Here is an 18,094-nt window from a genome sequence, read left to right as displayed (position 1 = left end):
TTAAATTAAAACCTATCAATTCATGAAAAAAATCGGTCTTTTTTTCGGTTCTTTCAACCCTATTCATATTGGTCATGTTATTCTTGCCAATTATATTCTGGAGAATTCTGATATGGATGAATTGTGGTTTGTGGTAAGTCCTCAAAATCCTTTTAAAGAAAAAAAATCTTTGCTGAAGGATCATAACAGACTTGATATGGTACAGCTTGCCGTGAAAAATTACCCAAAAATGAGGGCTTCAAACGTAGAATTTTCGCTTCCACAGCCGAGTTATACGATTGATACGTTGACTTATCTTCACGAAAAATACTCCGACTATTCTTTTAGTTTAATCATGGGAGAAGATAATCTCGACAATCTGCATAAGTGGAAAAACTATGAGACTTTAATTAAAAATCATCATATTATCGTCTATCCAAGGGTTTTTGATGATGAAAAGAAAGATTCTGAATATCTTCAACATGAAAATATTTCTTTCATTAAAGCTCCCGTTATTGAACTTTCTGCAACGGAAATCCGAAATATGATTAAGACAGGAAAAAACGTAAGACCGATGCTTCCTCCCGAAGTCTTCGAATATTTGGACGGTAGTAGTTTTTATAAGTAATTTTGTAATTCAGAAATTAGGTTATAGAATTCGGTATTTGTCTTAATTCATAACGTATAATTCATCATTCATATACTCAAGACATGCATTTTATCGAAAATTTTTTCTCAAAATATCCTCAGGAAAAAGTCATTAAATGGTTTAAGCAAATCTGTTTGGCTGAAGCTATTTCATGGTTTTTTTTATTCACCGCAATGACTTGGATACGTACAGATCCGGAAGGAGTTCTTCCGATCGTATATATTAGTACTATTGGTAGTATTCACGGACTATTTTTCACACTTTATCTGCTATTTTTACCTGCTACAAGAAAAATATATACTTGGGATGATGAAGACAGTGTTTTCGCATTGATTTCTGCATTTTTCCCTTTTGCTACGATTTGGATAGACAAAAAAATCGCGCGTTTCGACAGAGAATAAATAACAATACGACATAAAAAAAGGACCTTATCGGTCCTTTTCTTTTATATTTTAATATTCTACAAATCTCTTTTTACATGTCCTGTTGCTGTAATGGTATGGCTTCCCGATGTATTGGTAAAAGTTCCGTTAACCGTAAAATCGATATAGTCTCCAACAGCTCCGAAGGTAGCTATGTTGATAACCAGATTTCCATTACTCGGAGTAATGACAGCACCTGAAAGTTCAAACATATAATCGGTGGTGAAGCTTGCCGCAACTCCCAACATATTATTCTGAGTCATTGAAAAATAGGGCCCTGCAGGAATTACAGAACCTATTTTTAGCTGTTTTGCAGGATAATTGGGTGTTGATGAAGTAAGACCTGTCCATTGTGCATTAATTGATCCTACAATATATGTTATCGGCTGACTATCTATTTTATAGCTGATAAATTCCATTACAGAATTACACACCGAAAGATTATTAAAATTCGTAACAGTAGATGTTGCCGTAAAAGGAATATCATTTGTCGTCTGCAAATTCGCTACATCAAATCCTTCTAACACAAATTGCGGATTTGCAGTACAAGAATAAGTAGTCATCACAAAAGCTCCTGTACTGCTTACCGGAACATTCACGTACTGAAAATAATTTGTAGGCACAGCAGGTCGTAAACTTACATAACCATCTATAACATCCGTATTTGTGCAAGTTTTTAAATTTCCCTGAATCGTATAGGTTGTTGATGCTGTTGTTGTAATCGTAATATCCGGTAAAGTCGTTGTGGAACCGGTCGCAAAAGGTCCGACATTAGCCGAATAAATCACATTATTACAGATATCATAAATCTTCAACGTAAGAACTTCACCTGACGGAACAATTCCTGAGATCATTCCCATATTGTCTGTCACACCATACGTTTCATAGGTTTGAGAACTTCTTTTTAAAGCTACTTTAATATTTGACAAAGCCTGTCCTGCCGTATTTTTCACGATTACTTTCAGGATTGCCTGTTCAAACTGGGCATCGCAGTTCCACCAAGAGAAATGACTCACTGTTCCTACATACATATTCCCAACTTTCGTAGCAGAACCGTCTTCGTTCCACATTCCGGTATTTTCATCGTATGACCATAATGGAATGGTGTTGGGCGAAGTCGAAGTTTGAGAAGCATCTACGGGAACTGTAATTTCCGCAGTGTGCCCATTTGCAATCTGAAGATTTTGTCCGGAACTTCCTGTTAATTGTACGTGCAACATTCCGAAAGTTTCCATTACTCTTGCATTTCCGCCTGAATTGGTTGCCAAAAGCGATCCCGGCATTAATTCATTTAAATATTGATTGGAAGGAGCTAAATGAAATACAGCAACGCTTACATTTCCTGAATATGCGTTTCCGCTTGCATCTTTGAAGCTTCCGTCGAACTTCACTTTTGTTCCGTTTGGCAATGAAACGGTAGATGTAGAACCTGCTGAAACCGTAGAAGTTGTCGTCGCAGGAATCATCATGATATTCACGCGATTCATCCCGTTGGTAGGAACCAAAACACGTGATGCATTCACATAACCGGATTTTGTCACTTTTACATGGGCAAAATTTTCTTTTACCGCAGCATTTTTAAAGGTAAAAAAACCTTTAAGATTGGTTGTAACCGTACTTGCTCCGATTGTTACCGTTGCTCCATTTACAGGATTTCCACCGGTATCGAGTACGACACCCTGAAAGTTTCTTTGGGCTGAGCTTCCAAAATTAAAATTAGATGCAGGGGTTGAATTGTTGTCATCAATGTCTAAGTATGTTTCATTTTTACATGAAAACAGTAACAATAATAGCAAGAATAGAGGGTAAAATTTTCTCATATGTTATTAATTTTTAGTTTATGCTAAATTAATCATAAAATCGAGATCTTCATTTTTATTCTGATTTTTCATTAAATATTTTTTAAATCTCATCAATTTTCAATCTGCATGTAACAAGATCTTATTCTTAATTGTCTAATAAGTAACAAAGTCTTTTTAAATAAAAATTTAACTTAAAATTTTATATACTGTAAATCAAATAGTTAAATATCATTCAAAAACATTTTAAGTACTTTGTATTGCATGATACTAAATTTATTACATATCTTTGCAATGTAAAATAATAACAAATACAAGCTATTAAACTCTCTAAAATAAAATATCATGAAAACGCCAATTCTTATCGCAGCCATATTTTTTAGCGGACTGACATTCGCACAGGAAAAAAAACAAGATTCAGTAAAAACAAAAAGCATAGAAGGAGTAACTTTAACAAAACAGGTTTTCAAAAAACAAAGCGACCGTTTTGTATATGACGTTGCCGCTTCACCTGTTGCAAAAGGAAATACAACTTTTGATCTTTTGAAGCAAACACCGCTACTCTCTTCTACAGATGATAAGACGTTGAAAATTGCAGGAAAAAACAATGCATTAATCTATATCAACGGTAGAAAAACCAATATGGATGCAGATTCATTAGTTCAATTTTTAAAAAATACTCCTGCCGAAAATATCCAAAAAATAGAGGTAATTACTATTCCCGGAAGTGAATATCAGGTAGAATCTTCTGATGGAATTATCAATATCGTTCTTAAGAAAAAAATGAGTGACGGAACCAGCGGAAACATGAGAATGTCTAACTCACAAAATAAATTCAATGCAAGCTCTGCAAGTTTCTCTGTAAATTACAGAAAAGATAAATTGGGAATCAGCGCCAATCTTAACGGAGGAGAAAACATTGAAGCTCAAACATATACTTTAAGAAACGGAAACGATGAATATTCTAACGAATCTGTTGGAGATATAAATGATCCTAACAAAAACATAGGAGGTTATCTAAACATTGATTATCAATTAACTGACAAAAGCAACTTAGCATTAACATGGAATTCATCAGCAAACAAAAGTTATAATTCTACTGTTAATCTTTTCAATACTGTTCGTTCATACAATACAGACACTAAAGTTTTCGACACAAGCTATACCAATTCGAGAAACAGAGAAGATGCACGTTCTTACAACAATTCTCTTAATTTGAACTACGAGCTTAAAACCGATTCTTTGGGAAGCAAGCTAAATGTGAATGCAGCTTATCTTAATTATAAAAGATTCCAGTTTACAGATAACGGAACGTGGTCACAAGACGATTTAGGAAATTATACTACTCCCCAGCAACAGGTAATTCAGGTTTTACCTCAACTTATCAACAACTTTTCGGGAACAGTAGATTATATTCAAAAATTTAAAAATGATTTTACAGTTTCAGTTGGCGGAAATTACAATAAAACAAAAACCGACAATGATACCAAAAATAATACTCTGGATTATAATTATGATGAAGACGACGGGACATTTATAGACATTAAAAATACACCATCGCCTAATCATTTTGTATATAATGAAAATATCTATGGCCTTTATTTGACTCTTGAAAAGAAATTTAACGATAAGCTTTCAGGAAAACTGGGCGCGAGATATGAGATCACAAACAGTGTGGGAACATCAGACAATGCACCCACTCTAGATTTGCAAAAAATTGAAAGAAAGTATAATAATTTATTGCCTTATGTAAGCTTTAATTACGCTATTAATGATAAAAATAATATTTCCTATGCATTTTCAAGCAGAATGAGAAGACCAAGTTTCTGGGAACTGAATCCTATCAGAAATATTCTTACACAGACCAACTATACCCAAAATGACCCTTTTGTAAAAGCATCATCTACTTACAACCAAGAGTTGACGTACATGTATAAAAGCTCTTACTTCTTGATCTTGAATCATTCGTTATTCAAAGATGTTATTACACAGATTCCGCTTCAGGGTTTTGCAAAATCTCCGAACGGTACCATAAGCGAAAAAAGTGTGCTCCGATACATTAGAACCAATTTTGGCGACAAACAGGAAATGTCTGCGATGTTGGGGATGCAAAAATCATTCTTCAAGCAATATCTTACGACCAATTTTAATGTGGGAGTTCAGCACAATATCAACAACGGAACTTTGGCAATAGACCCTACAACAGGAGATTCTTTCTTAGATAAAGACGGTAATCCGCTTGTATATACTAACAACAGAAAGTCTACAAGTATCGTTATCCAAACCAATAACACAATTCGTCTGGATAAAAAGAAAACATGGTTTTTAGGAGTTAATTACTTCTTTGTAGATAAACAACAAATTGAACTTGGTGTCTTGAAAAACCTGATGAGTCTTGATATGAGTCTTAAAAAAATCTGGAACGAATGGACTTTTGCTTTAAATGTAAATGACATTTTGAAAACAAACGTTATCGAGATTGAAGATTATCAAACCAACGGAAACTACAATTATATTCACCAAAACAGATATAATTTTGGAATGACATTCAGCATCACTTACAATTTCGGAAATAGCAAAGTGAAAAAAGTAAGAGACATCGAAGCTGCTTCAGACGATATTAAAAACAGAACCAGATAAAAAACAATCATTTCTTCATATTTATTATTTTGTGGTAAAACTCGCTGAGAAATCGGCGGGTTTTTCTATTTTTAAAGTTAAACGTTTTTTTAACTGATAAAAACTTAACCGCAAAAGAGGCAAAAGCCATTATTGAAGTTAAAATTTTCCTTATTTAGAAAGCAAAAGCCTACAAAGAACAAAAATCAAAGATTTTTAAAAACTAATGTGTTCTTATTTGCAGTTTAATAATGAACTTAAAATATCTTATGTGTTATTCTTACATATTAAAAATCAAACAGTTCAAAAAATAAACGCTCTGAAAAAATTTTTCAAAGCTTTCTATTTATTTCAAATTCAGATATTATTAATATCCCAATGTTCTTTTGGCTTCAATTGCTGTTGTATTCAATGTAGTTAAACATTTTTCAAACTTAGCTGTACTGCTCAAATCCCAAAAAGGCAATAAAACGATGACAGAAACATCGGATTGCGGATCATAAGCCATTAATGACAAATACCCTTCTGTTGCCCCGTTGTGACCGTATCCGATTCCTGTAAAATTAGAACATCCCAACGCGTAACCTGAAGTCGTTGCCGGACCTTTGCTTGTTCTCATCAATTCCACACTGGAAGAATACAGCACATTTTCCCCTTTCATCAGACTTCTGATATATTGTGTCAACATCACCATTGTTCCTACTCCATTTCCTTCCGCGATATGGGCGCTTGCATTTTTGAGATCGGTTATCTCATCATGATCGGAATATTTGATAAGTCCTTTCACATAAGGTGAAGGCAACTGCTGATCAGAAGCCAACTCAGGAAACTTGATTCCCAAAGGTTTCTTCGCACTCGGACCCGTAATTTTATCGTACATAAAATCCCCGTACGTTTTCACCGCATTACTCTTTTCAGAATACACTCTCGAAATAATTTCTCCTAAAATCGAAAATCCTGTATTTGAATAATGATAAACCGTATTTGGCGTACCGTAAGTCAAATTATGATCTGTTAAAACCTTCACATAATCTGAAGGCGAAAACTGGAAATTCGGCTGCGTTGCCAACATCTGATCTGTATACGTTTCCCCTCCTACATTGTATTGAGAGATGTCATTGCTTACATCATAAATTCCTGCATTATGCTGCAAAAGCTGACGAATGGTGATTTCATTTTTGTGAGGGAAATTCCAGTCTGCAATATTTGGTACGTATGAAACAGTCGTTCCCGGAATATTGGCGGTGATTTTATCATCCAGATTCAGCCAACCGTCCTGCATCATTTTCAGAATCGCTGTTGATGTGAAATTTTTTGTATTACTTGCAAAACGGAAATAAGTATTTGGAGTTACCACACTCCCATTTGTTCCTTTTACCGTACTGAAATAAGTTCCTTTTGGAGACACAATATACACGCTTAGCGAAGGAACATCCGTATTAAGGCTTGTCTGAAGATTGGCGTGAATATTTTTCATGGCACCATCCAATTCAAGTTGATAATCCTTTTCAGTTTCATCATCACTACAACCTCCAAAAATGAACGGCAGCAACAACGAAAATGCAAGAAGTCTGAGTTTTTTCATAGTGTATTAATTAGCTTTATTTAACGGGCACTAATTTCGTTATTTTCTAGAAATATTTCAAAGAATTGGGATTATGAGTTTAAAAATTTCTTTTTATCGTTAAAATTTCTTTATTAAAAACATTCATAAATACAAAACCCTCAGAATTTCTGAGGGTTTCATTTATATTTTAATTTCTTATTCTGATTTAAAAACTTCCGTTCTTTCCGAAACGCCATTCGCATTGAAGGCTTCAATCTGGAAATAATAAGCATCCGTTCTGTCGGCTCCGGTGAAGAAATATTCATTTTTTCCGTACACCATGATGCTTCCGTATAATTTATCCGGAGACTTTCCCCAATAAATTACATAACCGTCTGCATCGGAATTTTGTTGCCATTTCATCCAGATACTTCTTCTTTCACCATATTTTTTTGCATCCGCTCTCAAAGGAACAAAGCCCTGAAACTTTCGGAGGAACTGTTCCCGCTCCTTTTCCGAAAACTCTGAATCCGCTTAATGCAAATTTTCCTGTTGGCATTTTAAGATTTTCCATTTTCAGGAATCTTGCTTTGGCAGGTTTTTCAAGCTCTACATAATCGTGAGGAACGTCTTTGGTATTCTTACTTTTATCAACAATCACATTCCATTTTTTACCGTCATTTGAACCGTAAATCTTATACTGATGCATTTTCCCAAACGTTTTCCCCATAAACTCAACATCCTGATCGGCATAATTGATTTGAATAGCATTGATCGTAGAAACTTCCCCTAAGTCTGTCTGAAACCACTCTCCTGAATTTCCTGTTTTGGCACTCCAATAGGTTTTAATATCTTCATCCACCGCATAATTGGAATGATAACCGCCCAACGTCGATGAAACCTGAACCGGTTTATCAAAATTCAACAACATCCAACCTGCAAAAAGTCCTTTTGAAAAATCTTTTCCTTGTGCATATTGCGGAAGATAGGTCGGATAATCTCCGTACGCCGTGTTGCAGTACATCACATCATCTTTATCAAATCCTGCAGGCCAGATCCCTAATCTTCTTTCAAAATTATTTTTAGTTGAAATAAAAATCGTTGAAACATGCCACCAATTCTTGTAATTATCTTCAAAAGTTGCTCCATGTCCCGCTCCTCTCGCAAAACCTCCCGGTTTATAAGAAAACGGATTGTGCTGCTGATATTCAAAACCTTCCAAAGGTTTGTCACTTACATAAACTCCGTCAGAATATCCACTGAATTCCGTTGCAGGAGCTCCGTATTGCATATAATATTTTCCGTTATGTTTTGTCATCCAGGCTCCTTCCACGAAAGGCTGCAAAAAAACATTGTCATTATATTCCCCGAATCTTTCCCAACCATGATCTTCAGGTTTTAGCCTTAAAATCGGTTTTACAAACCCTTCTGATTGTAATGTTTTTGTTTTCACTTCAGTTCCCAGTAACGGCCATTCGTTGCTAGAGCCCCAATATAAATACAGTTTATTTTTATCTTCATCATAATGAAAAGCAGGATCCCAAGCTCCGACTTTTAAGGTATCAACAGCGATTTTCCAGTCGTCTTTTGTAGGATTTGTGCTTTTCCAGATCGGAAAATCCTGTTCCCATGTTGACCCAAAAACATACAAAGTATCTTTCATCGCCCAAACTGCGGGAGCATTCAGGTCATGAATATATTTTTTATCTCTGAGGAATTTTCTGTGTATAAATTTCCAATCGAGCATATCGTCGCTGTACCAATATCCTTCCTGATTGGTGGAGAAAAGGAACAGTTTATTTTTAAAATTAACAATCACCGGATCGGCTGTAGCACGGTGTTTCCCTTGTTTTGAAAAGACTTCAAACGGCGTGTAACCGTAATCGATATTGATGGGGTTACAAAATGTCTTTTGCTGAGCATTTAAGCTACATATTCCCAACAAAATCATTAATGAAAGGAGGTACTTCTTCATTTTCATATGTTTTAACTTATGAAGCAAAATTAGTTAACTTTTTTTGGTTTTTTCCAGATAAAGCCATCCAATAAGTAATGTGTAAGCTGCGGCACGACCAATAAAGGAATTAAGAATTGAAACCATTGTAACGAAACATTTAAATTCAATGAAAAATGTTCGTTCCAAACTAGAATTTCCCATAAAAATTCCTCAAAAAAAGCAAAACAAAGAATAACTAAAATGAATAAAAAAATTCCGAAAGTAGATCTGAAAACAGAAAGCCAGTTCAATTTCTGAGATTCTTTCTGCCTGATTTCTCTGATATAAATTAAAGCGACATAAGGAATTCCGTGTGAAATGACATTCAGAAAAGTGAACACCAAATCGTTATTAAAATAAACAATCCCAAAATACCATGAAAGATAAGTCCCTGAAATTAAAGCGATTTTGGGAATATTGAATTGTTTTGTTTTAAAAATTTCAAAGACTGTTTTTACTACCCAAATTATGAGTATGGAGAAATATAAAACGGTAATTAATTTCGTGTAATCCGGGATATTCTGAAGCCAGTTAAACTCATTTTCAACAAACCATGTAAAAGCTCGTGGAGTTTTAAACCAATACCACATCGGGAAAATTGTAGCGGAATACACCGCAATTTCATCGATTCTTTTGCTCCAGTTATTCGGTTCAAAACGTGCATAAATTCTCATGAAACCATATTGCTGCCTGATAAAATGAAAGACCGCGACCAAAGCCAAAACCGACCAGAATGTTAAGCTTCCGAACTGATATAAAATCAATCCCAAAACCCAGCTCAGCACCGGAATTCCGTAATACAAAAGCTTTCTTTTCTGAATTTCTTCTCTGACAAAATACGTTTTAAACAACGTTGAATATACATGTGCAACATCCACAAAAACGATCAGAAAAAGCCATGTATAGAAAGAATAATGATTTTCCAGCCCCTGAATTTGTTTCTGAAAAAGGAAAACAATCAGCAAAATCAAAAATGGCGGGGATAAAATAAACCAACTATCAGTCTTTACGTTATGTATCCAAGGTTGCCTCATAACATATCTTTTGCGGTTCTTAATCCCTGATAAAAGGCTTCCTCGAAAATTGAAATCCCTGATAAATCGGAGTGGGCGAAGAAAATTTTTCCGTCGATTGGCTGTTTTACTTCTTGTTTTCCAAAAATCTGATTCGGAACGGGAGCAATCATCGCATGACCGATCTTGTGAAACTGCATTTCAATAATAAAATCTTCAATTAAAGGATGCGCTTTTTTTAAATCATCCAACACCAGATTTTTAAGCTGATCTTCTTTTAAGGCATATAATTTTTTTCTTGCTTTTTTACAGTCAGCCGTTGAAAAACTTCTGTAATAAGTTATCACTTTTTCGCCTAAAATCTGATCTATATTTTGGTGTTGATCGTAAATATAACCCAACCCGTCCGAACCGTAAATTACATTATCCCAAGCCAATTCTTCATCACCCCCGAATTCATTTTTCAGCGTAATCGTCGTTAAAAGCCACGGAACATAATTAAAATTTCCAGCTCTTTTATGATTAAAAATTCTTTCGTTGACAAATTGCGGCGTTGCAAAAAGAACCTTTCCAGCAATGATTTTTTTGGTCTTTTTCTGAATGTTATCAAAACTTAAAACCTCAATAGTATCATTTATTTTAACATCGAAAACTAAATGATTCGGTGAAGATTTCCCATTTGTATATTTTGAAAAATGCTTTGCCAGTCGTGCATTTCCTTCAGGCCAGGTGAAAACCTGATCTTTATATTTTTTGCTCCAGTTATTTTTTCGTCCGGCAAAATAATGGATTCCTGCCCAAGCTGAAACATAGTCAATTCCCAATCCGTAATCGTCGCGACAGGAATAATCCAACAGCCAAAAGAGTTCTTCGGATTTAAAATTTTGTTGATGTAGCCAATCTTTAAAAATCATCTTTTCCAATTGTAGAACCTCATCTTCTGCACTGGAATCTTCAAGAGGAATGGCGAAAAAGTATTTTCCACTCAGGTCTTTTTTATCCCGGAAATGATCCATCATTTTAAAAAACCGATCCATTTCTTTCTGAGTTTCGGGAGAAATTCCTTTTTGGGGAACAATATCGTTTTGCCAAGAATTTTTGAAGAACAAACGTTCCTGTTGCGGAAAAGTCATTTGATATTCATCTAAAATCGGATCACCGTTTTCATCATCGCCTTGGTAAATTTTGCATTCTTTTAGAAATTCAATAATTTCAATATTTTCTTTATTCGGCAATGGTAAATAATGCGCTCCCAAAGGAAATTTCGAAAACTGATTTTGTCCGTTTGATGAATTTCCGCCCAAATGATTTTCCATTTCCAATAACAGATAATCATTTTCATTGTTCTGGCTGAAAAATCGACACGCCGAAAGTCCGGAAATACCACCACCAACAATGAGATATTTTGTATGAATTTCTTCTGTTGGTTTCGGAAAATCTTTAGCCCAAAGTTTATGACCGAAAACGTGGTTTGTTCCGGTGATTTTAAGCAATAAAGACTTCCCTTTCTTACTGCAATATTGTAAAAAAGGAATCATGAGACTGCCTAGAAATATGGTTTTCAGGAAATCTTTTCTACTGTACTTTTCCCCACTCTTCATCGAAATAGCGTACTAAAATTTGATTATCCAATCGATTGACTTCGATATCTTTCGTCTTCATATCTTTTGTGAAATATGACAATTGCGAGAAGTTATAATCGTAGAATTTTAAATTAGGAATTCGTCTGTAAATCTTATTATTGATCGGCTCAAAAGACGCCATCGAAAATCCCCACTCCCCGAAAGACGGAACATACGTATGATACGCCGAAGTAAACGGAAAAATCTGATTGATCGTTTTTTCTATACACCAGAAAGATTTCGGCGCAAAATAGGGAGAAGTTGTCTGAACAACAATTTTTGTATCAAGAGTTGCCAGTTTTTCCAATTCTTTGTAAAACTGTAGGGAATATAATTTTCCTAAGCTGTAATTGGATGGATCAGGAAAATCGATGATGATGACACCGAACTTTTGTTTGTTTTCTTTTACCCAAATATAAGCGTCTTTGTTGATCACTTTTAATTTTGGATTGGACAAAGAGCTTTGATTTAACTGGCGCATTGTTTCATTGGTTTTAAAGAAATTCGTCATTTCTCCATCCAAATCGACTAATGTAATATTTTTTACGTCTTTATATTTTAAGACTTCACGAACGGCAAAACCGTCACCGCCGCCTAAAATTAAAATGTTGTCGATATTTTTTGCCATCGACATTGCGGGATGAACCAATGCTTCGTGATAGCGGTATTCGTCAGTTGATGAAAACTGCAAATTATTATTTAAATATAATCTGAATTCGCGGCTATTTCTCGTTAAAACAATTCTTTGATAAGGTGAACTTTTAGTATAAACAACATTTTCACCGTACAATTTCTCTTCAGAATAAGACAAAATTTTATCCGAAAAAATGAAAAGTACCAGTAGAAAAATAAATGCTCCGATTGATTTTATCCTTAATGAAATCGGTTTTGAAAGTTCTCTTTTAAGATAAAAACATAAAAATATGGCGATCGAAATATTAATTAATCCAAAAAACAAAGGCGTTTTTACGATTCCTAACTGAGGAATTAAGACCAGCGGAAATAAAATCGAAGCCAGTAAAGCTCCGATATAATCGAAGGCGAAGACATTGGAGACTAAATCTTTAAACTGAACTCTATCCTTTAAAATGTTCATCAAAAGTGGGATTTCCACACCGACCAAACATCCTGTAAAAAATACAAAAAGATATAAAACCGCTTCAAAATGTGCCAACGTATTAAACAAAATAAACAGCACCACCGAACTGATTCCGCCGATTATTCCTACTAAAATCTCAATTTCCACGAACTTATCAATCAGATTTCCTTTGATGAATTTTGCGAAGTAAGAACCCACTCCCATCGAAAAAAGGTAAACGCCGATGATGAAAGAAAACTGCTTCACAGAATCTCCCAAAAGATAACTCGCCAAAGCTCCTGCAACCAATTCGTAGATCAGTCCGCAAGTCGCAATGACAAACACCGAAAACATTAATAACAGCTCAAGAGGAATCCTCTTCTTATCCATGAATTGCCGCGCTTATAATAATTGAAATCCCAATGATGAATGCTCCGAAAATTATCGCTAAAGCCGTGTTTTTATTCTGAGCGATCTCATGCCATGTTTTTTCCGGCGTTATTTTTTCGATGATAACATAACAAACCAGCAAAATGGCGATTCCTAAAAAAGAATAAATAATCGAATTGATGATGGGTAAAAAGTTTATCTGATCCATAGTTTATATTTTTATTTGTGATAATATCTGTAGTAGCCGACTCCTGAAGAATGATGTCTTCTTGTAGCTCCGTCGCGGTAGGTTTCTGTTTTTTCGCAGTCGCAGAATTGGTTTCCATTATAGGTAAGATAAGTAAACCAGCCCAGAAAAAAAATTCCGATAAGACACAACAGCCAGTTTTCTTTTATGTAATTGATAATTTTCATATTAAGATTGTGGATAAGGTGAGTTTGAACTGTTCAACCATTTACTCGATTCAAAAATTCTTTTTCCTAAATAACATGCTCCGACAAAAATGATTAATAAAATAATTACTATAGCAAAATTCCAGAAAGAAACAGGAAGCCATTCGGCTTTTATTTTTACTGTAGGATTGGTATCCGAATTTACTACATAATTGTATTCCGTAGGAACAGCATAAAAGAGAATAGAATCCATTTTCTGAACTTCTTTGGGCTCCTTTATCAGATTCATTCCCGTTAATTCATTCTTCAAAATTACTTTATCCGAGTAAGTTGTAATTTGAGACGTTTTATTATCCTTCATATAGAAATATCCCCTACCATCCTGAATAACGGAATAATTACCATTATCAACCTGATATCCCGATTTAAACGGATCAGAAATATTACTTTCCTTCTCCGCCGAAATTAAAAAATGGTATTTTCCCGGTGCGACGCCACAGAAATTAAATTCTGAGCTTTTACTTCCTTCACTCCAGTTTTCTCCGTCTTCATAACCGTGATATTCTTCAATATCTTTCGAAGTGTAGGCAATTTCATTTGTATTTTCATTCACCAGACTTAATCCCACATTCGCCCAGGAATTATCTACATTAGAAGAAACATCAACCTTCAAAGGTGCGGAACCACCCGATAATTCGAAGCTTTTGCTCACCATTTCTTTGTCCTTTACATCTGCAAAATTGATTTCCTGTTCGAAAACAGACTTATTCGTTCTGGATGTAACGACATACAATTGAACAAGGCAAATCAATAAGGCTGTAATAGCCATAACATTTATAGTCTGTCTAAAATTAAAATAAAATGGCTGTATAATTCCAACTCCTGAATAATTCGGTAGATTTTGAATATGGAAAGCTTTTTTTACCTTGTGTTTAGAAATATGTCTGCCAAAAAAATATTCATTTGAACCTTTTGACTGTTCCTGAGAAATCATCTGAGTTGCATTAACATATTCTCTGTAAGTTGCCAATCCGAAATCCAGCCTATCTTCAAAAAAACCGGAAGCTGCATGAATATAACATTCCGTAGTTTCATACCAACGGTAATTTCTTCCATGTAATTCTGCTGCTTTTCCGTTCAGTTTTTTCTTGACATCCATTCCATTGATTGAATGAAGGAAAACCCAATGCCCATCGCTTTCACTTAAAAAAGCATCATTTCCTTTATAATCTTTCAGAAAATATTCTCTCCAAAAAATACTGGTTCCATATTTTCGGATGACAATTCCTACGATATTGTATTCAATGTGGTTGATAATTCCTTTTTGTCCTATTTCCAGAACAACATTTTCCACAGGTTTTTTAACAACTTTTGTAGAAGTATTTTTATCAATATCAATAAGATTCGAGCAAGATCGGCAAATATATTCTGTGATCTGAAAATCTACATCAATCTTATTCTCAGTCTTACACAAGGGACAAGTGTAATGCATTTATCTGTAAATTTTGTGTTTCTGAATGGTTTTAGCTTTAAAATATTCCACAACCTCATCGGCAATTTTTTCAACTTTTGCGGTGTTGTCCTGCGTGTAATTGCAAAGAAAAACATCGAAAGTAAGCTGTCGAAATTCCGGCCAGGTGTGAATGCAAAGGTGAGATTCTTTAAGACAAACCGCCGAAGTAAAACTCTGATTTTCAAAAACATGGTTGGTAATTCCTACAATTTCCACGTCTTTTGTTTCCAGCATACTTTTCGTAAATGCCAAAAAACCTTCACCGTCTAATAACAAAGCTTCTGACTCCGTTTCCAAAGTCAGAAGAATATGTAAACCTTTACTGGTTGCTGATTCCAATTAATTATATTTTCAGCAAATATATTATTTTTTTGGTAAGAAAACTTCGGCAAGCATACAACGTGCACTTCCTCCGCCGTTTACCTCAATGGTATTTAAATCTGAATAGATGATTTCGCAGTATTTTTCAATCGCTGAAACCTGATTTTCGTTTAAAGATTTATAAGCTGTTTCGCTCATTACTAAAAACTTTTCGCCGTCTTTATTTTGAACCTGAAGCATATTTCCTGCAAATTGCTGCATTTGCTCTTCAGAAATTTCGATGATTTCTTTTCCTGAATTTTTAATGGTTTCGATAACTTTGCTTCTTTCCAGTTCATTATCGATACAATCCAGACAAATTACAACGAATTTATCTGCAACACACATCATAACATTGGTATGATAAATCGGCAGTCTTTCTGAACCTACCGTTTGAAATGAATGGAAAACAATCGGTGTAAAACCATATTTTTCGCAAAACTTTCTAAATAAATTTTCATCCAACCTCAAAGAAACCGAACCGTAAGCAATTTTATTATCGTGATCGAAAATCATACTTCCCGTTCCTTCCAGAAAGTGACCCTGAATTTCAGCAAGTGACCAATCATCAATTTCATCAACATCAAATCCTTGATCTTTAATAGTTTCAATGATATCTTCTCTTCTTTCTACTCTTCTGTTGGAAGCAAACATCGGATACAAAACCACTTTCCCATCATTGTGAAAGCTTACCCAGTTGTTTGGGAAAATAGAATCCGGCGTGTGAGGATCTAATGTATCTTTAACAGTAATCACATTAATTCCTTTGCTTCTTAATTTTTCAGCAAAAGCTTTAAATTCCGTCAAAGCCTTAAACTGAATATCAAAGCCTTTCTGCTCCACCTGAAAATAATTGTTTTTTGCCGTTTCTTCGTTAAAACCGAAAGCAATCGGCTCTATCATTAATACTGTATCTGTTGTTTGCATGCTGTTTGGGTTTGAGGTGTTGTTGGGTTTGAGAGTTTTAGTGTTTTAGTGTTTTAGTGTTTTAGTGTTTTAGTGTTTTAGTGTTTTAGTGTAAAAATATTTCTTATTGATTTGTTGAGGAAAATGTACACCAATTCTGCGATTGACTCATCATATTAACCAACATCCCGATTATTTGATTATACTGATTATTTAAATTATTAAACTGTTCTTCATTAATGTATTTACACGCAAATGTAAACTGAAGCCAGGTTTGCGTTTCTCTTGCTTCACCTTCAGAATCGGTGAGTTTGGCAACAAAAGACTTTTCATATTTCCTTTTTCCCCAAGCTTCACTGATATTGGCTGAAACCGATCTCGACGAGCGTCTGATTTGGTCTGTAAGAGAGTAAAGTTCTTCTTTAGGAAAAGATTTCGACAATTCATAAATCGTCATTGCCGTTTCAAAAGATTTTTGAAAAACTTTTAAATCCTGATGAAACCTAATTGTTGACATATTTGTATTTTCAACTAAAATAAGAAAATATCAATAATACTTCAATCCTCAATCCCAAAATTCTCCAACTCCAAAACTCTATTACCCTCCGACACTTTTACTCTCTAACAAGAGGCATCGTAGAACAACGCAACAATCCTCCCATTTTAGAGATTTCTCTGTAAGGAATTTCTTCAACGGTCATTCCCCATTCGTTTCTCAGGTGATCGTTCATTCTGGTGAATGCTTTGTCTGAGACTACAATTTCCGGAGAAATAGAGAAAATATTCGGACACATGTCAAACATTTCTTCAGAGGTTACGTGAAAACAGTTTTCTTCACCAAAAATATCGATAATTAAACGGTAATCGCTTTCGTCTACAAAACCGTCTTTATAAATAATACATTTGTCTTTACCGATAGGATTGAAAGTACAATCTAAGTGTAAAATACCTTCGTATGGAATCTTATCGTTTTTCTTTAATTCAAGGTCGATAATTCTCTTTTTCGGAAAATATTCCTTAAGAATTTCGATGGCATATTCGTTGGTTTCTTGCTGTTTTATAGCTTCTGTAATCTTCACTGAAACATGTTCCGATAAACAAGAAATCATTCCAGACAATAACGTCGCCACCTTCAATATGAGCTGTTTCCGGAAGATTAATAATTTTCCTCCAAGCTACTTTTTCAAAAACCTTTTTGTAGGCTTCCTGTTCATCGGCTCTGTCTGCGATGACATTGGAAATAATCATTTTATCATCAATCACAAAAGCGACATCTCTTGCAAAAACCTGATTATAATCTTTGATGATGCTCGGACGAAGAACCTCAACATCATATTTCTTTAAAACGGCTTCAAAAGCATTCATCTCATTGATGATATCCGTTTCTACGGGATACATATTATGTTCAATTGAATAATATGACTTCGCATCATAGCTTTCTTCCAGCGTCGGAATTCCTCCCATTGAATTGGGTTGACCTAAAACCACAGATTTCAGCCTTCCCGTTTCGTTTTTTATATTTAGTTTCATAAAGATCTATGCAATGCTACAAATATAAGTAAAGGTCTGTATCTGCGAAACTTTTAAAATGTTTTATAAATGAAAGTCGAGTTTTACACTAAAAATTATTTAAAATCCAGTTTTTACAATTGCAGTTTCTCAAATAACACGTATTTACTCTTGATTTAAAATGATTTTCCAGATATTTATTTACGAAGCAATTCTTTATTCTTTAACAATATCTAAAAATTATTCAATATTTACTCTCCCTTTTCTGCCTTTAAGGTTTAAATAAAATATAGAATCATT

General features: G+C 34.5%; 16 protein-coding genes and 1 pseudogene. 3 read left to right on the top strand and 14 right to left on the bottom strand.

Annotated elements, in window-relative coordinates:
- Window positions 1–22: 22 nt before the first annotated feature.
- Together nadD and J3D55_RS04365 are read left to right on the top strand one after the other, a co-directional pair.
- Complete coding sequence (gene nadD, locus J3D55_RS04370; protein WP_259128372.1) at window positions 23–607, top strand: nicotinate (nicotinamide) nucleotide adenylyltransferase; 585 nt, start codon at window positions 23–25, stop codon at window positions 605–607.
- Between the two features lie 83 nt (window positions 608–690).
- Window positions 691–1,029 (top strand): DUF3817 domain-containing protein, encoded by a 339-nt coding sequence (locus J3D55_RS04365; RefSeq protein ID WP_259128371.1) that lies wholly within the window; start codon window positions 691–693, stop codon window positions 1,027–1,029.
- Between the two features lie 59 nt (window positions 1,030–1,088).
- Here the strand turns inward: J3D55_RS04365 and J3D55_RS04360 are convergent, their stop codons facing one another.
- Window positions 1,089–2,870, bottom strand: a complete 1,782-nt coding sequence (locus tag J3D55_RS04360) for a peptidase associated/transthyretin-like domain-containing protein (protein WP_259128369.1) — start codon at window positions 2,868–2,870, stop codon at window positions 1,089–1,091.
- Between the two features lie 324 nt (window positions 2,871–3,194).
- Between J3D55_RS04360 and J3D55_RS04355 the strand changes: the two genes are divergently transcribed.
- Entirely contained in the window at window positions 3,195–5,489 is a 2,295-nt protein-coding gene (locus tag J3D55_RS04355) for a TonB-dependent receptor domain-containing protein (RefSeq protein ID WP_259128368.1), read from the top strand.
- 346 nt (window positions 5,490–5,835) lie between these two features.
- Here J3D55_RS04355 and J3D55_RS04350 read toward each other — a convergent pair whose 3' ends face one another.
- The 13 genes and pseudogenes from J3D55_RS04350 to J3D55_RS04295 form a co-directional block, all read right to left on the bottom strand.
- Window positions 5,836–7,053 carry a serine hydrolase domain-containing protein gene (locus J3D55_RS04350; protein WP_259128366.1) on the bottom strand — a complete coding sequence of 406 codons (1,218 nt, stop codon included), beginning with the start codon at window positions 7,051–7,053 and terminating at the stop codon, window positions 5,836–5,838.
- A gap of 177 nt (window positions 7,054–7,230) precedes the next feature.
- A complete protein-coding gene (locus J3D55_RS22480) occupies window positions 7,231–7,437 on the bottom strand; it encodes a hypothetical protein (protein ID WP_374759461.1) in 207 nt (68 codons plus the stop codon).
- 16 nt (window positions 7,438–7,453) lie between these two features.
- Window positions 7,454–8,989 (bottom strand): discoidin domain-containing protein, encoded by a 1,536-nt coding sequence (locus J3D55_RS04345; protein ID WP_374759460.1) that lies wholly within the window; start codon window positions 8,987–8,989, stop codon window positions 7,454–7,456.
- A 29-nt stretch (window positions 8,990–9,018) separates the two neighbouring features.
- Window positions 9,019–10,044 carry a hypothetical protein gene (locus J3D55_RS04340; RefSeq protein WP_259128364.1) on the bottom strand — a complete coding sequence of 342 codons (1,026 nt, stop codon included), beginning with the start codon at window positions 10,042–10,044 and terminating at the stop codon, window positions 9,019–9,021.
- Entirely contained in the window at window positions 10,041–11,624 is a 1,584-nt protein-coding gene (locus tag J3D55_RS04335) for an NAD(P)/FAD-dependent oxidoreductase (RefSeq protein ID WP_259128363.1), read from the bottom strand. Before J3D55_RS04335 ends, J3D55_RS04340 begins: the two co-directional genes overlap by 4 nt.
- Complete coding sequence (locus J3D55_RS04330; RefSeq protein ID WP_259128358.1) at window positions 11,599–13,113, bottom strand: polyamine aminopropyltransferase; 1,515 nt, start codon at window positions 13,111–13,113, stop codon at window positions 11,599–11,601. The genes J3D55_RS04335 and J3D55_RS04330 overlap by 26 nt, the downstream gene beginning before the upstream one ends.
- Window positions 13,106–13,321: a DUF350 domain-containing protein gene (locus tag J3D55_RS04325; RefSeq protein WP_259128356.1), complete on the bottom strand. Its 216-nt coding sequence runs from the start codon at window positions 13,319–13,321 to the stop codon at window positions 13,106–13,108. The genes J3D55_RS04330 and J3D55_RS04325 overlap by 8 nt, the downstream gene beginning before the upstream one ends.
- Before the next feature lie 11 nt (window positions 13,322–13,332).
- Window positions 13,333–13,527, bottom strand: coding sequence for a hypothetical protein (locus J3D55_RS04320; RefSeq protein WP_259128355.1), 195 nt, complete (start codon window positions 13,525–13,527; stop codon window positions 13,333–13,335).
- A gap of 1 nt (window position 13,528) precedes the next feature.
- Window positions 13,529–14,998, bottom strand: coding sequence for a DUF4178 domain-containing protein (locus J3D55_RS04315; RefSeq protein ID WP_259128344.1), 1,470 nt, complete (start codon window positions 14,996–14,998; stop codon window positions 13,529–13,531).
- Window positions 14,999–15,358 (bottom strand): S-adenosylmethionine decarboxylase family protein, encoded by a 360-nt coding sequence (locus tag J3D55_RS04310; RefSeq protein ID WP_259128343.1) that lies wholly within the window; start codon window positions 15,356–15,358, stop codon window positions 14,999–15,001. It lies immediately after the preceding gene.
- A 24-nt stretch (window positions 15,359–15,382) separates the two neighbouring features.
- A complete protein-coding gene (gene ctlX, locus J3D55_RS04305; protein ID WP_259128341.1) occupies window positions 15,383–16,306 on the bottom strand; it encodes a citrulline utilization hydrolase CtlX in 924 nt (307 codons plus the stop codon).
- A gap of 103 nt (window positions 16,307–16,409) precedes the next feature.
- Window positions 16,410–16,802 carry a four helix bundle protein gene (locus J3D55_RS04300; RefSeq protein ID WP_259128333.1) on the bottom strand — a complete coding sequence of 131 codons (393 nt, stop codon included), beginning with the start codon at window positions 16,800–16,802 and terminating at the stop codon, window positions 16,410–16,412.
- A 97-nt stretch (window positions 16,803–16,899) separates the two neighbouring features.
- Window positions 16,900–17,815 (bottom strand): annotated as a pseudogene (locus J3D55_RS04295) (dimethylarginine dimethylaminohydrolase family protein).
- Window positions 17,816–18,094 lie beyond the last annotated feature (279 nt).

The sequence above is a fragment of the Chryseobacterium ginsenosidimutans genome, from assembly GCF_024807225.1.
Classification (GTDB): domain Bacteria; phylum Bacteroidota; class Bacteroidia; order Flavobacteriales; family Weeksellaceae; genus Chryseobacterium; species Chryseobacterium ginsenosidimutans.
Note: the sequence above shows the minus strand (reverse complement) of the source record. Positions and strands in the feature narration are given on the sequence as shown.

Coding starts and splice junctions, on each gene's coding strand:
- nadD (WP_259128372.1), top strand. CDS start 23: ATGAAAAAAATCGGTCTTTTTTTCGGTTCTTTCAACCCTATTCATATT.
- J3D55_RS04325 (WP_259128356.1), bottom strand. CDS start 13,321: ATGGATCAGATAAACTTTTTACCCATCATCAATTCGATTATTTATTCT.
- J3D55_RS04360 (WP_259128369.1), bottom strand. CDS start 2,870: ATGAGAAAATTTTACCCTCTATTCTTGCTATTATTGTTACTGTTTTCA.
- J3D55_RS04300 (WP_259128333.1), bottom strand. CDS start 16,802: ATGTCAACAATTAGGTTTCATCAGGATTTAAAAGTTTTTCAAAAATCT.
- J3D55_RS04350 (WP_259128366.1), bottom strand. CDS start 7,053: ATGAAAAAACTCAGACTTCTTGCATTTTCGTTGTTGCTGCCGTTCATT.
- J3D55_RS04330 (WP_259128358.1), bottom strand. CDS start 13,113: ATGGATAAGAAGAGGATTCCTCTTGAGCTGTTATTAATGTTTTCGGTG.
- J3D55_RS04355 (WP_259128368.1), top strand. CDS start 3,195: ATGAAAACGCCAATTCTTATCGCAGCCATATTTTTTAGCGGACTGACA.
- J3D55_RS22480 (WP_374759461.1), bottom strand. CDS start 7,437: ATGAAATGGCAACAAAATTCCGATGCAGACGGTTATGTAATTTATTGG.
- J3D55_RS04335 (WP_259128363.1), bottom strand. CDS start 11,624: ATGAAGAGTGGGGAAAAGTACAGTAGAAAAGATTTCCTGAAAACCATA.
- J3D55_RS04340 (WP_259128364.1), bottom strand. CDS start 10,044: ATGAGGCAACCTTGGATACATAACGTAAAGACTGATAGTTGGTTTATT.
- J3D55_RS04345 (WP_374759460.1), bottom strand. CDS start 8,989: ATGAAGAAGTACCTCCTTTCATTAATGATTTTGTTGGGAATATGTAGC.
- J3D55_RS04315 (WP_259128344.1), bottom strand. CDS start 14,998: ATGCATTACACTTGTCCCTTGTGTAAGACTGAGAATAAGATTGATGTA.
- J3D55_RS04365 (WP_259128371.1), top strand. CDS start 691: ATGCATTTTATCGAAAATTTTTTCTCAAAATATCCTCAGGAAAAAGTC.
- ctlX (WP_259128341.1), bottom strand. CDS start 16,306: ATGCAAACAACAGATACAGTATTAATGATAGAGCCGATTGCTTTCGGT.
- J3D55_RS04320 (WP_259128355.1), bottom strand. CDS start 13,527: ATGAAAATTATCAATTACATAAAAGAAAACTGGCTGTTGTGTCTTATC.